At 62.8% G+C, this 20317-nt stretch carries 18 protein-coding genes, 1 tRNA gene, 1 pseudogene and 1 riboswitch; of the genes and pseudogenes, 10 read left to right on the top strand and 10 right to left on the bottom strand.

Annotated elements, in window-relative coordinates; translation table 11 throughout:
• Positions 1-183: 183 nt before the first annotated feature.
• Complete coding sequence (locus tag EN859_RS07830; RefSeq protein ID WP_127852688.1) at positions 184-534, top strand: DUF952 domain-containing protein; 351 nt, start codon at positions 184-186, stop codon at positions 532-534.
• Positions 531-1610, top strand: coding sequence for a quinone-dependent dihydroorotate dehydrogenase (locus tag EN859_RS07825; RefSeq protein ID WP_127852689.1), 1080 nt, complete (start codon positions 531-533; stop codon positions 1608-1610). Before EN859_RS07830 ends, EN859_RS07825 begins: the two co-directional genes overlap by 4 nt.
• On the opposite strand, the gene EN859_RS07820 is transcribed toward EN859_RS07825, so the two are convergent.
• Positions 1607-2944: an MATE family efflux transporter gene (locus EN859_RS07820; protein ID WP_127852877.1), complete on the bottom strand. Its 1338-nt coding sequence runs from the start codon at positions 2942-2944 to the stop codon at positions 1607-1609. The two genes, EN859_RS07825 and EN859_RS07820, sit on opposite strands and share 4 nt — an antisense overlap.
• A gap of 127 nt (positions 2945-3071) precedes the next feature.
• Between EN859_RS07820 and EN859_RS07815 the strand changes: the two are divergent.
• A pseudogene (locus EN859_RS07815) lies at positions 3072-3972 on the top strand (histone deacetylase).
• A 4-nt stretch (positions 3973-3976) separates the two neighbouring features.
• Here EN859_RS07815 and EN859_RS07810 read toward each other — a convergent pair.
• Together EN859_RS07810 and EN859_RS07805 are read right to left on the bottom strand one after the other, a co-directional pair.
• A complete protein-coding gene (locus EN859_RS07810) occupies positions 3977-4240 on the bottom strand; it encodes a DUF6460 domain-containing protein (protein WP_127852690.1) in 264 nt (87 codons plus the stop codon).
• Between the two features lie 121 nt (positions 4241-4361).
• Positions 4362-4727: a phospholipid-binding protein gene (locus tag EN859_RS07805; protein WP_127852691.1), complete on the bottom strand. Its 366-nt coding sequence runs from the start codon at positions 4725-4727 to the stop codon at positions 4362-4364.
• Between the two features lie 191 nt (positions 4728-4918).
• Between EN859_RS07805 and EN859_RS07800 the strand changes: the two genes are divergently transcribed.
• Positions 4919-4992: transfer RNA gene (locus EN859_RS07800), tRNA-Gly, on the top strand.
• A gap of 4 nt (positions 4993-4996) precedes the next feature.
• On the opposite strand, the gene EN859_RS07795 is transcribed toward EN859_RS07800, so the two are convergent.
• Positions 4997-5986: a LysR family transcriptional regulator gene (locus tag EN859_RS07795; RefSeq protein WP_127852692.1), complete on the bottom strand. Its 990-nt coding sequence runs from the start codon at positions 5984-5986 to the stop codon at positions 4997-4999.
• A gap of 316 nt (positions 5987-6302) precedes the next feature.
• On the opposite strand from EN859_RS07795, the gene chvE reads away from it, so the two are divergent.
• From chvE to araD1, 4 genes are all read left to right on the top strand, one after another.
• Positions 6303-7370 carry a multiple monosaccharide ABC transporter substrate-binding protein gene (chvE, locus tag EN859_RS07790; RefSeq protein ID WP_127852693.1) on the top strand — a complete coding sequence of 356 codons (1068 nt, stop codon included), beginning with the start codon at positions 6303-6305 and terminating at the stop codon, positions 7368-7370.
• A gap of 101 nt (positions 7371-7471) precedes the next feature.
• On the top strand, positions 7472-9004 hold the full coding sequence (gene mmsA / locus EN859_RS07785; RefSeq protein ID WP_127852694.1) for a multiple monosaccharide ABC transporter ATP-binding protein: 1533 nt from the start codon (positions 7472-7474) through the stop codon (positions 9002-9004).
• Positions 9001-10293: a multiple monosaccharide ABC transporter permease gene (gene mmsB / locus EN859_RS07780; RefSeq protein ID WP_127852695.1), complete on the top strand. Its 1293-nt coding sequence runs from the start codon at positions 9001-9003 to the stop codon at positions 10291-10293. Before mmsA ends, mmsB begins: the two co-directional genes overlap by 4 nt.
• 205 nt (positions 10294-10498) lie before the next feature.
• Positions 10499-11491, top strand: coding sequence for an AraD1 family protein (gene araD1 / locus EN859_RS07775; RefSeq protein ID WP_127852696.1), 993 nt, complete (start codon positions 10499-10501; stop codon positions 11489-11491).
• Between the two features lie 57 nt (positions 11492-11548).
• Here araD1 and EN859_RS07770 read toward each other — a convergent pair whose 3' ends face one another.
• Positions 11549-12322: an ABC transporter substrate-binding protein gene (locus EN859_RS07770; protein ID WP_127852697.1), complete on the bottom strand. Its 774-nt coding sequence runs from the start codon at positions 12320-12322 to the stop codon at positions 11549-11551.
• A gap of 91 nt (positions 12323-12413) precedes the next feature.
• Positions 12414-13508: a 2'-deoxycytidine 5'-triphosphate deaminase gene (locus EN859_RS07765; protein WP_127852698.1), complete on the bottom strand. Its 1095-nt coding sequence runs from the start codon at positions 13506-13508 to the stop codon at positions 12414-12416.
• Positions 13509-13656: 148 nt separating this feature from the next.
• Positions 13657-13734: riboswitch (SAM riboswitch) on the top strand.
• A gap of 76 nt (positions 13735-13810) precedes the next feature.
• On the opposite strand from EN859_RS07765, the gene EN859_RS07760 reads away from it, so the two are divergent.
• Positions 13811-15001 carry an O-succinylhomoserine sulfhydrylase gene (locus EN859_RS07760; protein WP_127852699.1) on the top strand — a complete coding sequence of 397 codons (1191 nt, stop codon included), beginning with the start codon at positions 13811-13813 and terminating at the stop codon, positions 14999-15001.
• A 38-nt stretch (positions 15002-15039) separates the two neighbouring features.
• Here EN859_RS07760 and EN859_RS07755 read toward each other — a convergent pair whose 3' ends face one another.
• Positions 15040-16194 carry a ceramide glucosyltransferase gene (locus EN859_RS07755; protein ID WP_127852700.1) on the bottom strand — a complete coding sequence of 385 codons (1155 nt, stop codon included), beginning with the start codon at positions 16192-16194 and terminating at the stop codon, positions 15040-15042.
• 231 nt (positions 16195-16425) lie between these two features.
• Here EN859_RS07755 and apaG point away from each other — a divergent pair, with 231 nt between their 5' ends.
• The gene (gene apaG, locus EN859_RS07750; RefSeq protein ID WP_127852701.1) at positions 16426-16818 is read left to right on the top strand and encodes a Co2+/Mg2+ efflux protein ApaG; all 393 of its coding nucleotides are present in this window, start codon (positions 16426-16428) and stop codon (positions 16816-16818) included.
• An 85-nt stretch (positions 16819-16903) separates the two neighbouring features.
• Here apaG and EN859_RS07745 read toward each other — a convergent pair whose 3' ends face one another.
• The 3 genes from EN859_RS07745 to EN859_RS07735 all read right to left on the bottom strand — a co-directional run bounded on the left by EN859_RS07745 (position 16904) and on the right by EN859_RS07735 (position 20145).
• On the bottom strand, positions 16904-17938 hold the full coding sequence (locus EN859_RS07745; protein WP_127852702.1) for an Hsp33 family molecular chaperone: 1035 nt from the start codon (positions 17936-17938) through the stop codon (positions 16904-16906).
• A 78-nt stretch (positions 17939-18016) separates the two neighbouring features.
• Positions 18017-18928 carry an ornithine carbamoyltransferase gene (gene argF, locus EN859_RS07740; RefSeq protein ID WP_127852703.1) on the bottom strand — a complete coding sequence of 304 codons (912 nt, stop codon included), beginning with the start codon at positions 18926-18928 and terminating at the stop codon, positions 18017-18019.
• A gap of 17 nt (positions 18929-18945) precedes the next feature.
• The gene (locus tag EN859_RS07735; protein ID WP_127852704.1) at positions 18946-20145 is read right to left on the bottom strand and encodes an aspartate aminotransferase family protein; all 1200 of its coding nucleotides are present in this window, start codon (positions 20143-20145) and stop codon (positions 18946-18948) included.
• Between the last annotated feature and the right edge of the window lie 172 nt (positions 20146-20317).

The following is a 20317-nucleotide window of genomic DNA, read 5'->3' as shown; positions in this document are numbered from 1 at the left end:
AGTGCAATCTATCACATGTTGCGCCGGAAGTTGGGAAGAACTCCGGCCTTCCATTTTGCGCAGGTTCTTGTCGGAAAACCGTGTGACACCCTCGGGTCAAGCCCTGGGTCAAGCCCGAGCGCATGCTTTTCCGGAACCTGCTTGCCCCTTCCCCGCATGGTTCGTTCGGACTATAGCGCAACCATGTCTCAGATTATCTACAAGATAGTTCCTGAAGCGCTGTGGCGCGAGGCTGAAAGAAACGGCGGCTTCACCGGAGCGCCGATCGACGTTGCCGATGGCTTCATCCATTTTTCCACTGCCGGGCAAGTCAGGGAAACGGCAGCAAGACATTTTGCCGGCCAGACCGGGCTGCTGCTGGTCGCCGTCGACGGCGCGCGCTTGGGCGATGCGCTGAAATACGAAGTCTCGCGCGGCGGCGCGTTGTTCCCGCATCTCTACGGCCCGCTCGACCTCGAGGCCGTCGTCCGGGTGCAGCCATTGCCGCTCGGCGCCGACGGCATGCACCAATTCCCGGCGCCGGAGGCAGAATGAGCGCGCTTGACCGGATCGGCCAGAAACTCCTGTTCACGCTCGATCCGGAAACCGCACATGGGCTGTCGATCGCGGCGCTGAGATGCGGCCTGCCGGTCGCCGGGCGCGCGCCGCGCGACAACCGGCTGAAGGTCAGCGTCTGCGGCATCGATTTCCCGAATCCGCTCGGCATGGCCGCCGGCTACGACAAGAACGCCGAGGTGCCCGACGCGCTGCTTGGCCTCGGCTTCGGCTTCGCCGAGGTCGGCACGGTGACGCCGCTGCCGCAGGCGGGCAACCCGAAGCCGCGGATTTTCCGGCTGACGAAAGACGAAGCCGTGATCAACCGGCTGGGCTTCAACAATGAGGGCCACGATACCGCCGAAAAACGCCTTGCCGCCCGCAAGGGCCGCGCTGGCGTCGTCGGCGTCAACATCGGCGCCAACAAGGACAGCGCCGACCGCATCGGCGACTACGAACGCGGCGTTATCAGGTTTGCGCCGTACGCCACTTACCTGACGATCAACATCTCCTCGCCGAATACGCCGGGCTTGCGCAACATGCAGGCGCGCGAACAGCTTGGCGAACTGCTGTTGCGCGTTATGGCCGCGCGTGCGAGAGCTTCGGCGAAACCGCCGATTTTCCTCAAGATCGCGCCGGACCTGGTCGAGGCGGAGCTGAGGGATATCGCCGCCGAGGTTGCCGACAAGCAAATAGACGGTATCATCGTCTCCAACACAACCATCGCGCGGCCGGCGCTGCGCAGCGCTGGCCTTGCCAGCGAAACCGGCGGGCTTTCGGGAAAACCGCTGTTCGAGCGCTCGACCATCGTGCTGGCCAAGATGCGCAAGCTACTTGGCCCGGACCGCGCCATCATCGGCGTCGGTGGCGTCGACTCCGCTGAGACGGCAGTGGAAAAGATGCGCGCAGGCGCCGATCTCGTCCAGCTTTATACCGGCATGATCTATGCCGGGCCCTCGCTGCCGGGCCGCATCGTTGCCGGGATGCTCCGCTTTGCCGAGAAGGAACGGCTCACGTCGCTGCGGGAGTTGCGCGATATCAGTCTCGATCAATGGGCATCCAAGCCGCTCAGCTAGAAGGCTGTGCGCACCCGCAGTCGCAGGATGGCAAGCAGGCTAAAACCGCGCACCAGCAGAAAGACATGCAGCGCCGCCCACAGGCCGTGATTGCCGAAGGCCGACGCCATGATGAGCAACGCGGCGCTGAACGCAAGGAAGGACAGAAGCATCATGTTGCGCATGTCGCGCGACCAGGTGGCGCCGATGAAGACGCCGTCCATCTGGAACGCCAGCACGCCGCTTAACGCGGTGAACGCCGCCCACGGCAGATAGATGTCGGCAACGGCGCGAACATCTTCAGATGTGGTGATCAGGGCAACCAGATCGGTTCCTTCCAACAGCAAGACGAGCGTTGCCGCGCCCGCTAGCCCGAAGCCCCAGAACAGCGTCAGCCGCACCGCCTGCCGGAAGGGTATCGCGGCACGCGCGCCGACGGCACGTCCGGCAAGCTGTTCGGCGGCTGTGGCGAAGCCGTCGAGGAAATAGCCGGCGATAAGGAAGAAGTTCATCAGCACCGCGTTGGCGGCCAGCGTCACCGTGCCGAACTGCGCGCCCTGGCGGGTGAACAGCGCGAAAGCTGCGAGCAGCGAAAACGAGCGGATCATGATGTCGCGGTTGAGCGATAGCATGCGCAGGAATGCCGGCAGGTCGAGGACGCGATGGCGCGGCAGTCGAGGTGCCGCACGGAACCGCCTGATAACGATTGCCAGGCCAAGCAGCATGGCCAGGAATTCGCCGGTGACAGTTGCCCAGGCGACGCCGGCGACGCCCCATCCGAGCTTCAAGCCAAGCAGGGAGCAGAGCGCGATATTGATGCCGTTGAGCACCAGCTGCAGCATCAGCCCAAGCCCACCCTCGCCGCGCCCCAGAACATAGCCGAGGATGGCGTAGTTGATCAGCGAGAAGGGCGCTGCGAGCAGCCTGATACAGATGTAAACGGCCATCGCCTCGCTGACGCGCGGTTCGGCGCCCATGAACCACTGTCCGGCGACGGCGACCAATGGCGCAAGTGCGGCGAGCACGATGCCGGCGATAACGGCGATCAGCACCGCGCGCCAGAACACCGCCTGCTCTTCCAACTGGTCGCCGCGACCGAAAGCCTGGGCAACGAGGCCGGTGGTGCCGGAGCGCAAGAAATTGAAACTGGTGAAGACGACATCAAAGATCAGGGCGCCTGCCGCCAGGCCGCCAAGCAGGGCTGCATCGCCAAACTGGCCGACCACGGCCGTATCGACGATACCGAGCAGCGGCGTCGTCAGATAGGCAAGCGTCATCGGCACCGCGATGGCGAGCACCGAGCGGTTGGTGACGGCGAAGGATCGGATATTGGCCGTTGTCGACGCCTGATCCAGGATTGCTTCCTCATTGCGGCTTGATCGAATAGCCGATCTGCCCCAATTTCCCGTCACCGCGCAATCACTCATCCCACCGCGGCCAACCGAAATTCATAACTGGCGCAGGCCCGTCAGACAGCACCTCATGCCCCTGCAGATCGTTCATCATCCCGGCTACGACGCCGGCTTCGCCGTCAATCATCGCTTCCCGATGAGCAAATATCCGTTGCTGATGCAGGCTTTGAGCGCGCGCGGACTGGCCGTGCCGAGCGCACTCAACGTGCCCGATCCGACGCCGGCACCATGGCTGAAGCTCGCCCATGCGGCCGACTATGTCGAACAGGTGGTTGCCTGCGAAGTGCCTGCCCAGGTTGAGCGGGAGATCGGCTTTCAGATTGGGCCACGCGTCTCGCTCAGGGCGCAGCTGGCCACCGGTGGCACGGTGCTGACGGCGCGGCTGGCGTTGCTGAACGGCATCGCCTGCAACAGCGCCGGCGGCAGCCACCATGCGCGGCGGGCGCAAGGCGCCGGCTTCTGCACCTTCAACGACGTGGCGGTCGCCGCGCTGGTGCTGCTCGCCGAAGGTGCCGCCCGCAACATCCTGGTTGTCGATCTCGACGTGCATCAAGGCGACGGCACAGCCGACATTCTGGGCAACGAGCCGCGGGTGTTCACCTTTTCCATGCATGGCGAGCGCAACTATCCGGTGCGCAAGATCGCCTCCAGCCTCGATGTCGCCTTGCCGGACGGCACCGGCGATGCGGCCTATATCGAGCGGCTGGGCGACATCCTGCCGGGTCTGTCAGAGAAAGCGCACTGGGATCTTGTTTTCTATAACGCCGGGGTCGACGTCCATGCTCGGGACCGGCTTGGCCGGTTGTCGCTATCGAATGACGGGCTGCGTGCCCGCGACGACATGGTGATCGGTCATTTCCATGCGCTCGGCATTCCGGTCTGCGGCGTCATCGGCGGCGGCTATTCGACGGACGTGGTCGAACTGGCCGCGCCACGCCATCCTGTTCGAGGTGGCTTCGAGCTACGCCTGATGGTTCACTTGCGGTAGTTGGCGATCCTCAGCAGGATGAAGGCAGGCACGACGATCGCGGCACCGAGCAGGATATAGCCGAGGAACCGGTCGATGGCGTGAAAGCCTAGGTTCCACAGATCGATGAAGAATTTCCGGATGCCGTAAAGCACATCCATAGGCGACCACCCGAAGGCGTTCATGACCAGGCCGACGAGGAAAGAGACCACCAGCAGCTTCAGGAGAACCCTGAGCGGCGTATCGCCGAGAAAGCGTGTCAGTGCGGACAAGGTGCCTCCAGATTCGGTCGCCCCGATTCGGGTACGGTAGAATTACGCACTTGCCCGCCCGGCATCAAGGCCGTGCTCCGGATCCGGATCACCCAGCCATGCGGTGGCTGTATCGGCGTCCCTACGGAAATCGCTTCTTTGCCTTTGCCGTTCCGACCGTCTTACCAGCAGCATCAAGTGCCTTGACCGTGAACTGATATGTATGCGGTGAGGGAGGGCATGGCCCCCGGTATGAAAACGCGCCGTAAGGCAGCGAATTTCCGGAATATGCCACCCTGCCGCCGCCGTGAGCAAAATCCGGCGCATCCAGGTCGACCATGCGAATGTCCAGTTTCGCGGTACCCGCTGGAACTCCGGTAAGCTTCATGGGTGGTGACTTGCTGTCAAAACACTTCTTGGTTGGGCCCCATTCGACCGAAACCGACATGCCCGCATGAGCTGCGGTCACGAATCCGCACAATAACGCTGCGGTCAGCAAAGTTCTCATGAAATCCTCCCTTTTCGGGCCAGATCAGGAACAGAGATATTGATAAATTGCGATACGGCCTGCAACCGCTCTCGCGCAGGGACGGCCTCGCATGGAATCTCGCCAGCCATATGGCTGCCTTGCGTAAGCGAAACGAGCGGATCGCTTTGCGATTGCCCGAACCGCAGCTCGCATGGTAACGAGGCTGCTGCGCGGGTATGATGTAATGGCAGCCTGTCAGCTTCCCAAGCTGAACGCGCGGGTTCGATTCCCGCTACCCGCTCCAGCCGTCATCCCACTTCCCGCAAGATAAAGTCGTGCAGCATCTTGGCCGCCGGCGACAGCACGCGGTTCTTCACCGTGATCAGGCTGTAGGGCCTGACCTCGATGTCGAACTCGGTCTGCACGACGTCGATGGCGCCGGCCAGGCCGTCGGGGTTCTGGATGAATTTCGCCACCTGGATCGACACCGGCGCAATGGCGTCGGACTGGGCCACCATGACCAGGGTCAAGAGTAGCGAGCTGGTGTTGAGGATGCGGTCCGGCAAAGGGATGTTGCGGTTCAAAAAGTTGCTTTCCATCGCCTGGCGCAGCGGCGAGCCGCCAGATTGGAAAACCCAGTCATAGGCGGCGGTTTCCTCCAACCCCACCGCCTTGCCCCTGGTCAGCGGATGGCCGCGGCGCACGATCAGGCAGGCCTTCTCGACGCCGATCACGCGCGACTCGAACAGCCGCGGATTGAGGTCATCGGGAACGCGCGCGATGATAAAGTCATGGCGCGTGGCGATCAATTCGCGCGCCAGCACATTGGAGGTCTCGACCTGCATGTTGATCTCGATGCGCGGATAAATGCGCCGGATTTCACGGATCGCCGGCACCGCCAGTTCAATCGCTGGCGCCGTCACGGCGCCGAGGAACACCGAGCCGCCCTTGCCCGCCTTGAGCTCTGATATCTCACGGTCAACCTCGCGCATCTCCAGCAGGATCGAACGAGCGCGCCTGGCCAGAGCCTTGCCATAGGGCGTCAGCGTGATGCCGCGCGGCAGCCTTTCGCACAGCTTGACGTCGAGCACCGCCTCCATCTCGGCGATCATGCGCGAGGCGGCAGGCTGCGAGATGTTCATCACCTGGGCAGCGGCGCTGACGCGGCCGTGATCGTCGAGCGTAACGATCATACGCATATGGCGCAGGTTGAGTCCGCTACGCAGCAGGGTTTCACTGCTGCCAGGACTTTCGTCGTAACCGTCTGAAAGTCCATCAGGATTTCGCAGTGCTGCCATGATTTTTTCCTTGCTTGTCGTTCGTAGCCGACCAACAATCCGGGGAGATAGCGTGGCTTGTTCTACATATCGATTTCGATATAGCAACCACCAAAGATCGCATTTGACAGTTATGGCAAAGGACAGCACCCTTCGCGCGTCCTGAGGCCCGACGGTCGCTTACGAGAAAAATCGTATCGACTAAAATCAGCGTCCTGGGGCCGATTGGGAGGATACCGGAGATCGGCATGACGACAGCAGCGCCTTTGCGCTTCTGCTCGACTGCGCGGCCCGCGAAGCCCCGAGGTGTCGCGTTCATCAACCAGGGAGAGTTAATGTGAAAATCATCAAGACTTTGGTCGCCGCTCTGGCGGTTGGCTTCGCGGCCATGACCGTTACGGCACATGCAGACGATAAAGGCCTGGTCGGCGTGCTGATGCCCACCAAGACCTCGCAGCGCTGGATCAACGACGGCGATGCCGTCAAGTCCCAGCTCGAGGCTCTCGGCTACACCGTCGACCTGCAATACGCGCAGGACGACATTCCGAACCAGCTCAGCCAGCTGGAAAACGAAATCACCAAGGGCCCGAAGGCGCTGATCATCGCCTCGATCGACGGCACCACGATGGCGGACGCGCTGCAGAAGTCCGCTGACGCGGGCGTCGTCGTCGTCGCCTACGACCGCCTGATCAAGAAGACCGGAAACGTCGACTACTACACCACCTTCGACAATTTCGGCGTCGGCGTCATCCAGGCCAAATCACTGCTCAAGGGCCTTGGTTACCCGGAGAAGAAGGGTCCGTTCAACATCGAGCTGTTCGGCGGTTCGCCAGACGACAACAACGCCTTCTTCTTCTATAACGGCGCCATGTCGGTTCTGCAGCCGCTGATCGACGACAAGACCCTCGTCGTCAAGTCCGGCCAGATGGGCATGGACAAGGTCGGCACGCTGCGCTGGCTGGCGGCGACCGCCCAGGCCCGCATGGACAATTTGCTCTCCGCCAACTACTCGGATGGCAGCCGCGTCGATGGCGTGCTCTCGCCGTATGACGGCCTGTCGCGCGGCATCATTGCTTCGCTGCGCGCCGTCGGCTACGGCACGGCCGATCAGCCGTGGCCGGTCGTCACCGGTCAGGATGCCGAGACCGCTTCGGTCAAGGCGATCATTGCCGGCGAACAGTACTCGACCGTGTTCAAGGACACCCGCGAACTGGCCAAGGCAACCGTCGAGCTCGTCGACAAGGTGCTTTCGGGCGGCAAGCCGGACGGCCTCGACACCAAGACCTACAACAACGACGTCAAGGTCGTTCCCTCGATCCTGTTGACGCCGCATGATGTCGACAAGTCGAACTACCAGGCGCTGGTGGTCGATTCCGGCTACATCAAGGCCGACGAGCTGAAGTAATCGCAGCATCCAAACCTGGGGTCCTGCGCAAACGCAGGACCCCTTTTCGTTCACCAGCGACCCCGGTATTGTTTGCGGACCTCGCAGGAGCGGTATTCCCAATGACCTCGACGATTTTGGAGATGCGCGACATCACCAAGACGTTTCCCGGCGTGAAGGCGCTGTCGAACGTCAACCTTCGTGTCGAGGAAGGCGAGATTCACGCCGTTGTCGGCGAGAACGGCGCCGGCAAATCGACATTGATGAAGGTGCTGTCAGGCGTCTATCCGTCCGGCACTTATGACGGCGAAATCATCTATCGCGGGCAGGAGTGCCATTTCAAAGGCATCCACGACAGCGAACATCTCGGCATTGTCATCATCCACCAGGAGCTTGCGCTGGTGCCGATGCTGTCGATCACCGAAAACATCTTTCTCGGCAACGAGCATGCCACGTACGGCATCATCGACTGGAACGCCAATGAGAAGCGCACCAGCGCCCTGCTCAAGAAGGTGGGTCTCAAGGAAGATCCCAAGACGCTGATCACCAATATCGGCGTCGGCAAACAGCAACTGGTCGAAATCGCCAAGGCGCTCAGCAAGGAAGTGAAGTTGCTGATCCTCGACGAACCGACGGCGAGCCTCAGCGAAAAGGACAGCCAAGCGCTGCTCGATCTGCTGCTCGAATTCAAGCGGCAAGGCATCACCTCGATCCTGATCTCGCACAAGCTCAACGAGGTGAACCGGGTCGCCGACAAGGTCACCATCATCCGTGACGGACGGACCATCGAGACCCTCGACAAGAAAGACATCAGCGAAGACCGCATCATCACCTCGATGGTCGGCCGCTCGCTCGACGACCGTTTCCCACCGCGCGAGCCAGAGATTGGCGAGATCGTGCTCGAAGTGAAGAACTGGTCGGTCTATCACCCGATCCATCCCGAGCGGCAGGTGATCAAGGGCATCGATATCGATGTGCGCAAAGGCGAGGTGGTCGGCATTGCTGGGCTGATGGGCGCCGGCCGCACCGAATTCGCCATGAGCCTGTTCGGCCGGTCCTATGGCCGCCGCGTCACCGGCGACGTGCTCCTCAACGGCAAGCCGATCGATATTTCCTCGGTCAGCAAGGCGGTGGAACACGGCATCGCCTACGTCACCGAGGACCGCAAGACCTATGGCCTCAACCTGATCGACCATATCAAGCACAACATCACGCTGGCCAATCTTCCCGGAGTGTCGCGCCACAGCGTGATCGACGACATGCGCGAGCTCTCCGTCGCCAACGACTATCGCGGCAGGACCAACATCCGCGCCTCCAGCGTCTACCAGATGACGGGCAACCTTTCCGGCGGCAATCAGCAGAAGGTGGTGCTGTCGAAGTGGCTGTTCGCCAACCCGGAAGTGCTGATCCTCGATGAGCCGACACGCGGCATCGATGTCGGCGCCAAATACGAAATCTATACGATCATCGCGCGCCTCGCCTCCGAAGGTAAGGCGATCATCGTCATCTCGTCGGAAATGCCCGAACTGCTCGGCATCACCGACCGCATCTATGTCATGAACGAAGGACGCATCGTCGGCGAAATGGCGGCAAGCGACGCCAGCCAGGAAAAGATCATGCGCGCCATCGTTCGCGGAGAAGGAAAAGCATCATGAGCACCGACAGCGCTCCCGCGCCGCAGAGCGGCGTCGCCGAAGACCTACAGCAGGGACCGCGCGTTGCCGTCTCGGCGCTGGTCACCAATCTGCGCGAATATGGCCTGGTGCTGGCGCTGATCGCCATCATGCTGTTCTTTCAGTTCACCACCTCAGGCACGCTGTTCAAGCCGCTGAACCTGAGCAATCTCGTACAGCAGAACAGCTTCATCATCGTGATGGCGCTGGGCATGCTGCTGGTGATCGTTTCCGGCCATATCGACCTCAGCGTCGGCTCGGTTGCCGGCTTCATCGGCGCGCTTGCGGCAAACATGATGGTGACGTGGCACCTCGGTCCGTTGAGCAATCCGCTGGTTGTGTCGATCATCTGCCTGGTGATCGGCGGCTGCATCGGCGCGGCACAAGGCTACTGGATCGCCTATCACCGAATACCGAGCTTCATCGTCACGCTGGCGGGCATGCTGATCTTCCGCGGCATGTGCCAGGCCCTGCTGGGCGGCGGCTCTTCCGTCGGCCCGCTGCCGGATGTGTTCAACAAGCTCAGTTCCGGCTTCATTCCCGACGTGATCGGCACGCTGACGCTCATCGCTCCAACCGTGAACGCCGCCGGCAAGACCATCGTCGGCAGCGGCCTGACGCTGCATATGACGACGGTGGTGATCGGGATCGTCGGCGTCCTGGCCTATGCCTATTTCGGGCTCACCGCACGCCGCAACCGCGAGCGGCACGGCTATGAAGCCGAGCCCTTCACCCTGTTCGCCGTCAAGACGATGGTGGTCAGTGCCCTGATGTTGTTTCTTGTCTACCAGTTCGCGACCTACAAGGGCATGCCTGTCGTCCTGCTGGTGATGGCGGTGCTGATCGCGCTGTTCGTCTTCGTCACCAAGAGGATGACGATCGGCCGCCGCATCTACGCGATGGGCGGCAACGCCAAGGCAGCGCTGCTGTCGGGCATCAAGACCGATCGGCTGACCCTGATGGTGTTCGTCAACATGGGCGTGCTGTCGGCGCTTGGCGGCCTGATCATCGCGGCGCGCCTGGGGCAAGCGGTGCCAGCGGCGGGACTCGGCAGCGAGCTCGACGTCATCGCCGCCGTGTTCATCGGCGGCGCCTCGGCGATGGGCGGCGTGGGGCAGGTCATCGGATCGGTGGTCGGCGGCTTCATCATGGGCGTGATGAACAACGGCATGTCGATCATGGGCGTCAACGTCGACTGGCAACAGGTGGTCAAAGGCCTGGTGCTGCTCGGCGCCGTGATCTTCGACGTCTATAACAAGAACAAGGCTTAAGCCGGAGAGAACCAGGAGGCATACGGGTCACATCGCGGCGCTGCCGGCAACCCGCCGGCGCAAAGAAGTCCCCTGAGGGACCAGGTTTCGCGAGCGCAATCCGGACGAAGAATTTCACCCGTGGCGCGGAACCTGTTCCGAGCCGCGTCGGGCAGGGTTTGCCGGATCGGCAGGCCAGGCCAAGGCAATAGAGAGAGGACCCACCATGCTGATCTCCCAGATCCTCGATGACGCCGAGACGATCCGCGTCGTTGCCCGCAACGGCGGCAAGACCCGGATCATCAACGGTGCCCGCAGCGTCTATTCGCTGGCGATGGAGGCGGCGCGCACCGGCACCGGGCTCGTCGCCCTCATCGAACGCAAGGGGTTCGGTGAAACCGTGGATCTCGACGCTGCCTACAAGAAAGGGCGGCTGGCGTCGCCGATCAACCATCCCGATCCGGCGCATCTCCACCTCACCGGCACCGGGCTGACGCATCTCGGCTCGGCGGCGACGCGCGATTCCATGCACAAGAAGCTCAGCAGCGACGGCGAGGAACAGCTTACCGATTCCATGAAGATGTTCCGCATGGGGCTTGAGGGCGGCAAGCCTGCGAAAGGCCAGACCGGCGTGCAGCCGGAATGGTTTTACAAGGGCAACGGCACCATGGCGGTGGCGCCGGGTGCAGCTTTGTTGTCGCCCGCTTTCGCCCAGGATGCCGGCGAGGAGCCGGAGGTCGCCGGCATCTATGTCATCGGCGATGACGGCGCGCCGTTCCGCGTCGGCTTCACGCTGTCAAACGAGTTTTCCGACCACGTCACCGAACGCGTGAACTATCTCTTCCTGGCGCACTCCAAGCTGCGCAACGCCTCGTTCGGGCCGGAGATCCTGATCGGCGACCTGCCGTCCGACGTCAGAGGCTCCTCGCGCATCATTCGCGACGGCAAGGTGCTTTGGGAAAAGCCGTTCCTGTCGGGCGAGGCGAACATGTCGCACACCATCGCCAACCTCGAGCATCACCACTTCAAATATGCGGCCTTCCGCCAGCCGGGCGACGTGCATGTGCACATGTTCGGCACGGCGACGCTGTCCTTCGCCGACGGCATCAGGACCGAGGCCGGCGACGTCTTCGAGATCGAGGCCAAGGATTTCGGGCTGCCGCTGCGCAACCCGCTCGAAATCGAGCAGCCGGTGAAGGTGGCGGTAAAGGCGCTTTGAGCGGGTTGTAACAGCTCGATCTCCCCCTTGTTGTGGGGGAGATCGGCAGCTTAGACCTCAGTAAATATCGAAGTCGAAATACTTGGCCTGGATCTTCTTGTAGGTGCCGTCGGCGACGATCGCGTCGATGGCGGCGTTGAGCTTGTCGCGCAGCGCCGTGTCTTCCAGACGCACCGCAATGCCGGCTTCCGTCTCGGTGCCCTTGACGTCGCCGACCATCTTGCAGCAGGCCTCGCTTGCCTTCTTCATCCAGTCCATCAGCACGAACTTGTCTGAAATGACGGCATCAAGACGGCCGTTCATGAGATCGGTGATCGCCTCTTCCTGGGTCGGGTAGAGCTTCGCCTCGGCACCGGCCTTGCCATAAACATCCTGGGCATAGTCGGCCTGGGTGGTCGAAGCCTGCGCGCCCACCGTCTTGCCGGCGAGTGCTGCCGGTTCGGTCGAGGCGAGATCGCTGTCCTTCGGGGCCACCAGCGAAAGCGGCGTCGTATAGTATTTGTTGGTGAAGGAAACCTGCTTCTTGCGCTCTTCGGTGATGCTCATCGACGCGATGATGGCGTCGAACTTCTTGGCCTGGAGGGCCGGAATGATGCCATCCCAATCTTGCGTGACGATTTCGCATTCGACCTTCATCTGCGCGCAAAGCGCATCAGCGATGTCGATATCGAAGCCGACAACCTTGCCGTCAGGGGTGATGGTGTTGAACGGCGGATACGCACCTTCGGTGCCGATCTTCAATTTTTCCTGTGCCTGCGCCGATATGGCACCGGCTGCAATCACCAGAACGGCCGCTGTTGCCGCCGATGCGATCCATCTCGAAATCTGCACTTTTTGTTCCCCTTTGTCCGAACCATCTTGAGATTTGAGAGATAGCCAAGCATGGCGCGGCAGGTCAGGCAAGCACGGTCTGATGGGGCAGTCAGCGCGCGGCGCGGAAATGCTTCGACAGCTTCAGGCCCTGCGCCTGGTAGTTCGAGCCGAGATCGGTGCCGTAGAGCGCCTGCGGCCGCTTGAGCATATGCTCGTAGACCAGCCGCCCGACGATCTGGCCATGGTCGAGGATGAACGGCACCTCATGGCTGCGCACTTCGAGTACCGCCCTGCTGCCGGTGCCGCCGGCTGCCGAATGGCCGAAGCCCGGATCGAAGAAGCCGGCATAATGGACGCGGAATTCGCCGACCAGCGGATCGAACGGCGTCATCTCTGCGGCATAGAGCGGCGGCACGTGCACCGCCTCGCGGGAAACCAGGATGTAGAACTCGTCCGGATCGAGCACCAGTTCACCGGCGCCGCTCTTGTAGAGCGGCTCCCAGAAGTCGACGACATCCTGCGCGGCACGCTTGTCGACATCGACCAGGCCGGTGTGGTGCTTGCCGCGATAGCCGACCAGCCCATCCTTGTCGCCGTCGAGGTCGATCGACAGCGCGATGCCGCCGCCGGAAATGTTGGGCGGCTCGGTGGCCACCAGCATCTCGGCGCGGTGCAATTCATTCAGTTCGCTCTCCGACAGAAGCGCGTTGCCGGTGCGGAACCGGATCTGCGACAGCCGCGAGCCGGTGCGGACCACGATCGGGAAAGTGCGCGGGCTGACCTCCAGATAGAGCGGGCCGGTGTAGCCGGCGGCGATCTTGTCGAACTCGTGGCCGCGATCGGTCATCACGCGGGTGAAGATGTCGAGCCGCCCGGTCGAGCTCTTCGGGTTGGCCGAGGCGGAAATGGCCGCAGGCAGCGCCAGGCTTTCGAGCAGCGGCACGATGTAGACGCAGCCCGTTTCCAGCACCGCACTCTCGGCAAGGTTGATCTCATGCAGCTTCAGCCGCTCGAGCTTTTCGGTGACCTTGTGGTTGGGGCCCGGCAGGAAAGAGGCGCGCACGCGCCAGGCCTTGTCACCGAGCCTCAGATCAAGGCTGGCCGGCTGGATCTGGTCGGCATCCAGCGTACGCGGCGACGTCAGCGCGCCGGACTGGAAAAGCGCGGAAATGTCCCGATCGGGAAGAATGCCTGTCTGCCGCAAAGTCTGGCTCCGCTCGAAGGCCGGCGATATCTTGTTTTTTGTAGCAGGTTCTTGCCGAAAAACCGTGGAACACTTTTGCGGAACCTGCTTGGTACAAACCTCTTAATCATGCCGGCAATTGACGCAAGCGCGGTGCAGGTCTAAAGGGTCGTTATCCCGTGGTGATTTGGCCGGTCGGCTTGCAGCCACGTTAAACAAGTCGCTAAAGGACCGTCGGGCCGAAAGGCCATATGGACCGGTTGCGACTCTCGCGGCCGGTTTTTTTTGTGTTTGGACCATTTTTGGTGTTTGGAAAAAAGGCGATGACGAGCAAGAAGCGCAACTGGAAGCCTCAGACTGCACTCGTGCATGCAGGAACGCTGCGTTCCGGCTTTGGCGAGACCTCGGAGGCGATGTACCTCACCCAAGGCTATGTCTATGAGACCGCACAGGCGGCGGAGGCCCGTTTCAAGGGCGAGGAGCCCGGCTTCATCTATTCGCGCTACGCCAACCCCACGGTCGACATGTTCGAAAAGCGCATGTGCGCGCTTGAAGGCGCCGAGGACGCGCGCGCCACTGCGTCCGGCATGGCCGCGGTGACCGCAGCAATTCTGTGCAGCGCCAAGGCCGGCGACCATATCGTAGCGGCCCGCGCCTTGTTCGGCTCCTGCCGCTGGGTGGTCGAGACGCTGGCGCCGAGATACGGCATCGAGGCGACGCTGGTCGACGGCACCGACATCGCCAACTGGGAGAAGGCGGTCAGGCCGAACACCAAGCTGTTCTTCCTGGAGAGCCCGACCAATCCGACGCTGGAAGTGGTCGACATCGCCGCTGTCGCTTCGCTCGCCAATTCGATCGGCGCCAGGCTGATCGTCGACAACGTCTTCGCCACCCCCTTGCAGCAGAAGCCGTTGCAGCTCGGCGCCCATATCGTCGTCTATTCGGCGACCAAGCACATAGACGGCCAGGGACGCTGCCTCGGCGGCATCATCCTGTCGGACAAGAAGTGGATCGACGAAAACCTGCATGACTATTTCCGTCACACCGGGCCCAGCCTCTCGCCGTTCAACGCCTGGACGCTGCTCAAGGGCCTGGAGACGCTGCCGCTGCGCGTCCGCCAGCAGACGGAAAGCGCAGGCAAGATCGCCGATTTCCTCGCCGAGCGGCCGGAAATCGCCCGGGTGATCTATCCGGGCCGCGCCGACCACCCGCAAGCGGCTGTCGTCAAGAAGCAGATGTCGGGCGGCTCGACACTGATCTGCCTCGACGTCAAGGGCGGCAAGCAGGCGGCCTTCGCCTTCCAGAATGCGCTCGACATCGTGCTGATCTCCAACAATCTCGGCGACGCCAAGAGCCTGATCACCCATCCGGCGACGACGACGCACAAGAATCTGAGCGACGAGGCGCGCGCCGAGCTTGGCATTGGGCCGGGCACGCTCAGGCTGTCTGTCGGCCTGGAGGACACCGACGATCTGCTCGAAGACGTCGAGCAGGCGCTCAGGACCGCCAGATAGGGAGTGGGCTGGCGGTCTCGCTAATCTTGCCGAGACGCTCAGGCGCCCGACGGCGTCTCTTCCAGTTCCGCGACGGCGCTGGTGTGGATGGTCATCGTGTTGCCGCGCCAGTCGACGGCGCCGCTGAGCCAGCCGCGTAGCCAGACAATCGGCAGGATGCAGTCGCGCGCCATCATCGCCGGTATCATGCGCAGCGACAGGTGCCAGCCTTTGGCCGAGGCCAGGGCGCATTCCGGAACGTATGCAATTGCCAGCACAGCGATGGCGGTCGCCGTGAGGCTGTAGCCGGCGCCGGCCGCCGCAACCAGCGCAAGCGCCAGCGGCACCGCCGCGCCGATCAGGATCTCGGGCGCGAAGAACAGCGGGAATGTGACGCGGCGCAGACGCGCCCAGCGGGCCTGGCGCGACCAGATTTCGCCAAGCGTGCGCTGGCCGAGCGGCTGCTCGAACGGCGAAGCGACGAGATTGACGCGCAGTCCGAGACCGTTGACCAGCTTGGTCGCGGCGGCGTCTTCGGCGATCTCGGCGGCAAGGGCGCGGATGCCGCCAATGGCATCGAGCACGGGCTTGTTCCACAACATGCTCTTGCCCTGGGCAAACCCGAGGCCGAGTGCCTCGCCGGCATATTGCCAGCGCGCCTGCAGCGTATTGAGGAAGGCGCATTCGACCTCCGCCCAAAACCCGTCCGGCCGCGAGCCGATCGGGGTCGAGCAGACAAGGCCGGTGTCGGGACGCCATGCCGCCATCAGATGCTGGACATAGTCCCGCGGCATCAGGACGTTGGAATCAGCAAGGATGACCCAGCTGTGGCGCGCCGCCTCCCAGCCCTTCACGCAATTATTGAGTTTCGGATTGCCGCTGATGCGGTCGTCACCGACCAGCAGCCGGGCCGGCACCTTCGGAAAGCGCGCAATGGCACTGGTGATCAGCTTGACCACCGGATCGTCGGCGTGGGCAACGCAGAAGATGAGCTCGTAGCGCGGCCAGTCGAGCGAGAATGCGCGTTCCAGCGTCTCTTCGGCAAACGTTTCGACACCGCGCGACGGCACCACGATCGACACCGGCGGCACTTTGCCGGCTATCGGTGCGATGATGCGTGGCCGCTTCAGCCTGAATGAGGCGAGCAGGATGCTGGCAAGATTTGAAAGAACGAGAGCGATCGAAAGCAGGGCGGCAGCGAATGTCAGTTCCATCGAGATCTGGTCACTCCGGAAAAACTGGCCCGCATGACGGCCGTTTTCAACAGTTCGACAGAGCGCTGAGTCGCCCGGCACAATCCAGCGCACACCATCATTGTCATATGTCACTTAAATGACATTGTTTGCCGGCACCTGCCCTTCAGGTCCGGGCAAAGACAGGACACGCGCCGTTGACATCTCACGGAGAGCGCCGAAAGTTCCGTTGTTGCTGTTTTGGAGTCGCTCATGTACCGCGCCGTCACGCGCAAAATCGAAGTGCAGGTGAGGCCGTTCTATCTCGAGGATCGCTCGGATCCGTCGGAGAACCGTTATGTCTGGGGCTACCAGGTGACCATAGCCAACCAGTCGGACGAGTTCGTGCAGCTGTTATCGCGCTATTGGCACATCACCGACGGCACCGGCCGAGTGGAGGAAGTGCGCGGCGCCGGCGTGGTCGGCGATCAACCTGAGCTCAACCCCGGCGACAGCTACCAATATACCTCCGGCTGCCCGCTCTCGACACCCTCCGGCATCATGGTCGGCCACTACACCATGCGCAACAAGCGGGGCGAGATGTTCGACGTCGACATCCCCGCCTTCTCGCTCGATTTGCCGGGTACGAAACGGACGGTGAACTAGCTCGGCGCGGCACGTTTGGCCCGACGCTGACCCTCACCGGCCGCGTCGCAAACGGTGAGGGGCAATCTTTTGAGGAGGAAGTCTTTTATTGGCCTGCGGCGAACTCCGCCGGGTCGAAGTCATACTGCTTCGAGCAGAACTCGCAGGCGACGTGAATGCCGCCGTCCTCGGTGCTCTGCCTGATCTCCTCGGCGGAAAAGCCTTCGAGGATGCCGCGGATCTTTTCCCTCGAACATGAGCACTGGTCGGCGACCGGGACGCCGCCAAAGACGCGGACGCCATGCTCGTGGAACAGCCGGTAAAGCAGCCGCTCGGCCCCGATCGTCGGGTCGATCAGTTCGGTCGGCTCGATGGTGCCAAGCAGCGCCAGGAGTTCCTGCCAGGAATTGTCGTCCGGGTGATGGACTTCCTCGCGCGGATCGCCGTCGCCGCCCGGAAGATCGGGCACGCGCATGCGTTCCGCCGACTGCGGCAGGAATTGCGCCAGCAGGCCGCCGGCGCGCCACTGCTCGCGGGCGCCGCCGACGCCCGGCGTCAGCAATTTGGCCACCGAAAGCCTAAGATCGGTCGGGATCTGCTCCGACTGACGGAAATAGGTGCGCGCGGCCTCTTCCAGCGTCTCGCCGTCGAGCTGGACGATACCCTGATAGCGCTGCGTGTGGGCGCCCTGGTCGATGGTCAGCGCCAGCACGCCGCTGCCAAGCAGCGTCTGCTGCGAGGTCTCGCCGGCGGCGGTCAGGGCCTCCAGCCTGTCCGCATCGAAGCGCGCATAGGCGCGTAGCGCATGCGGCGTGGAAAAATCTGCGACCAGCATGTCGACCGGCCCGTCGGTGCGGGTCTGCAGGATGAACTTGCCCTCGAATTTGAGCGATGTGCCGAGCAGCACCGTCAGCACACAAGCCTCGGCCAGGAGACGGGCGACCGGCTCAGGGTAATCATGGCGGCTGAGGATGGCGTCGAGCATCGGCCCGAGCTGCACGGTGCGGCCGCGCACGTCGAGCGGGCCGACCTCGAAGGGCACGACATGATCGTCGCCGGCATAGCCGAATTCGCCGAGTTTGGGTTTATATTCGGTCAATTGATGAGTTTCCAACATGACAAAGCTCCGGGGCGCGGCCATGCCGCCCTGCGGGGCGCATGCGTCGAAACGCGCTATTTTTGCGTGATGCGCCGCAGATAGGCATCACGCCGTCCCAGATCAAGCGCCCAGGCACCAGGCCAAAACTGCCTTCTGCGCGTGGAGCCGGTTCTCGGCCTCGTCGAACACCACCGAATGCGGCCCGTCGATGACCTCGTCGGTGACCTCCTCGCCGCGATGCGCCGGCAGGCAGTGCATGAACAATGCGTCCGGCTTTGCCTTGGCCATCAGCGCCGCATTGACCTGATAGGGCAAGAAGACATTGTGGCCGCGGGCGCGATGCTCCTGGCCCATCGACACCCAGCAATCGGTGACGACGCAGTCGGCCTCGTGGACGGCCTCCTCGGGCGAGCGGGTGAAGTTCAGCTTGCCGCCATGCGTCTTCGACCAGTCGATATGCTTTTGCGCCGGCTCGCTGCCTTCGGGTACTGCGACATTGAGGTTGAAGCGGAACCGTGCCGAGGCCTCCAGCAGCGAATGCAGCACATTGTTGCCGTCGCCGGTCCAGGCGATGGTCTTGCCGGCCACCGGACCGCGATGCTCTTCAAAGGTCATGATGTCGGCCATCAGCTGGCAGGGATGCGTGTCGTCGGTCAGCCCGTTGATGACGGGAACGGTGGCGTTCTCGGTCAGTTCGAGCAGCCGCTCATGCGAGGTGGTGCGGATCATGATCGCGTCGACATAGCGCGACAGCACCTTGGCCGTGTCGGCGATGGTCTCGGAGCGGCCAAGCTGCATCTCGGTGCCGGTCAGCATGATGGTCTCACCGCCAAGCTGGCGCATGCCGACATCGAAGGAGACGCGCGTGCGCGTCGACGGCTTGTCGAAGATCATCGCCAGCACCTTGCCTTCGAGCGGCTTTGTCCGCTCGCCGGCCTTGAGCCTGGCCTTTCGCACCACCGCGTCGTCCAGCATGAAGCGCAGGTCGCCCTCCGAAACGGCGGACAGGTCGGTGAAATGGCGAACTGACATCAGCAATGGTTCCGGGATTACTTGGCGGCAGCCGCGGCGATGGCATCCGCCAGGCCTCTGGCGCCAGCGCGAATGCGATCGAGCGCCTCGTGGATCTCGACGTCGGTGACGGTGAGCGGCGGCAGCAAGCGAATGACGTTGTCGCCGGCCGGAACCGCCAGCAAGTGCTGGTCGCGCAGCGCCATGTTCACCTTGGCGTTGGGCATCACGCATTTCAGGCCGAGCATCAGGCCGGTTCCTCTGATGCCTTCGATAACCTCGGGAAATTCGTCGGCGACGCCAGCCAGCCCCTGCTTCAACAGCAATGCCTTGTGCTGGACATCTGCCAGGAAGCCGTCCTCCAGCACCACGTCGAGCACGGCGTTGCCAACCGCCATCGCCAGCGGATTGCCGCCGAAGGTGGTGCCGTGGACGCCGGCGGTCATGCCGGCCGCAGCCTCGTCGGTGGCGAGACAGGCACCCATCGGGAAGCCGCCGCCGATGCCCTTGGCAATCGCCATGATATCAGGCGTGACGCCCGCCCATTCATGCGCGAACAGCTTTCCAGTGCGACCGATGCCGCATTGGACTTCGTCGAAGATCAGGAGCAGGCCGTGCTGGTCGCATAGCTGCCGGAGCCGCTTAAGCGATTGCGTCGGCACCTGGCGGATACCGCCCTCGCCCTGCACCGGTTCGATCAGGATCGCTGCGGTTTCGGGCGTGATCGCCTTTTCGGCGGCGTCGATGTCGTCGAAGCCGACCTGATCAAAGCCTTCGACCTTGGGTCCGAAGCCTTCCAGGTATTTGTACTGGCCGCCGGCGGCGATGGTCGCGAGCGTACGGCCATGGAAAGCGCCTTCGAAGGTGATGACGCGGAAGCGCTCGGGATGGCCCTTGACGAATTGGTAGCGGCGCGCCGTCTTGATGGCGCATTCCAGCGCCTCGGCGCCGGAATTGGTGAAGAACACCTTGTCGGCGAAGGTGGCTTCCGCAAGCCGCTGGCCCAACCGGCTCTGCCCCGGAATCTCGTAGAGATTGGAGACATGCCAGAGCTTGGCGGCCTGTTCGGTGAGCGCGGCGACCAGATGCGGATGGCTGTGACCCAATGAATTTACGGCGATGCCGCCGGCGAAATCGAGATATCGCTCACCCTTGTCGGTAACCAGCCAAGTGCCTTCCCCGTGGTCGAAGGCCAAGGGTGCGCGAGCAAAGGTGTCGTAAAGCGCCGAACCGCTCATTATATGCGTCTCCGGAACCGAAAAATCAAAAAAGCCGCCAAAGCGGCGGCCTTTGCGGCTTATCGTGTTTTTCGGCCATGAAGTCAACGAAAACGTCGCGCATAGGCGCGCGTCAAGCCCTCCGACAAGGCGCCGGCTCATAAGCGACCGGGAAGGTTGGGGAAAACGATTC

Origin of the sequence: Mesorhizobium sp. M00.F.Ca.ET.216.01.1.1, assembly GCF_004010325.2 — a bacterium.
Lineage (GTDB): Bacteria > Pseudomonadota > Alphaproteobacteria > Rhizobiales > Rhizobiaceae > Mesorhizobium.
Note: the sequence above shows the minus strand (reverse complement) of the source record. Positions and strands in the feature narration are given on the sequence as shown.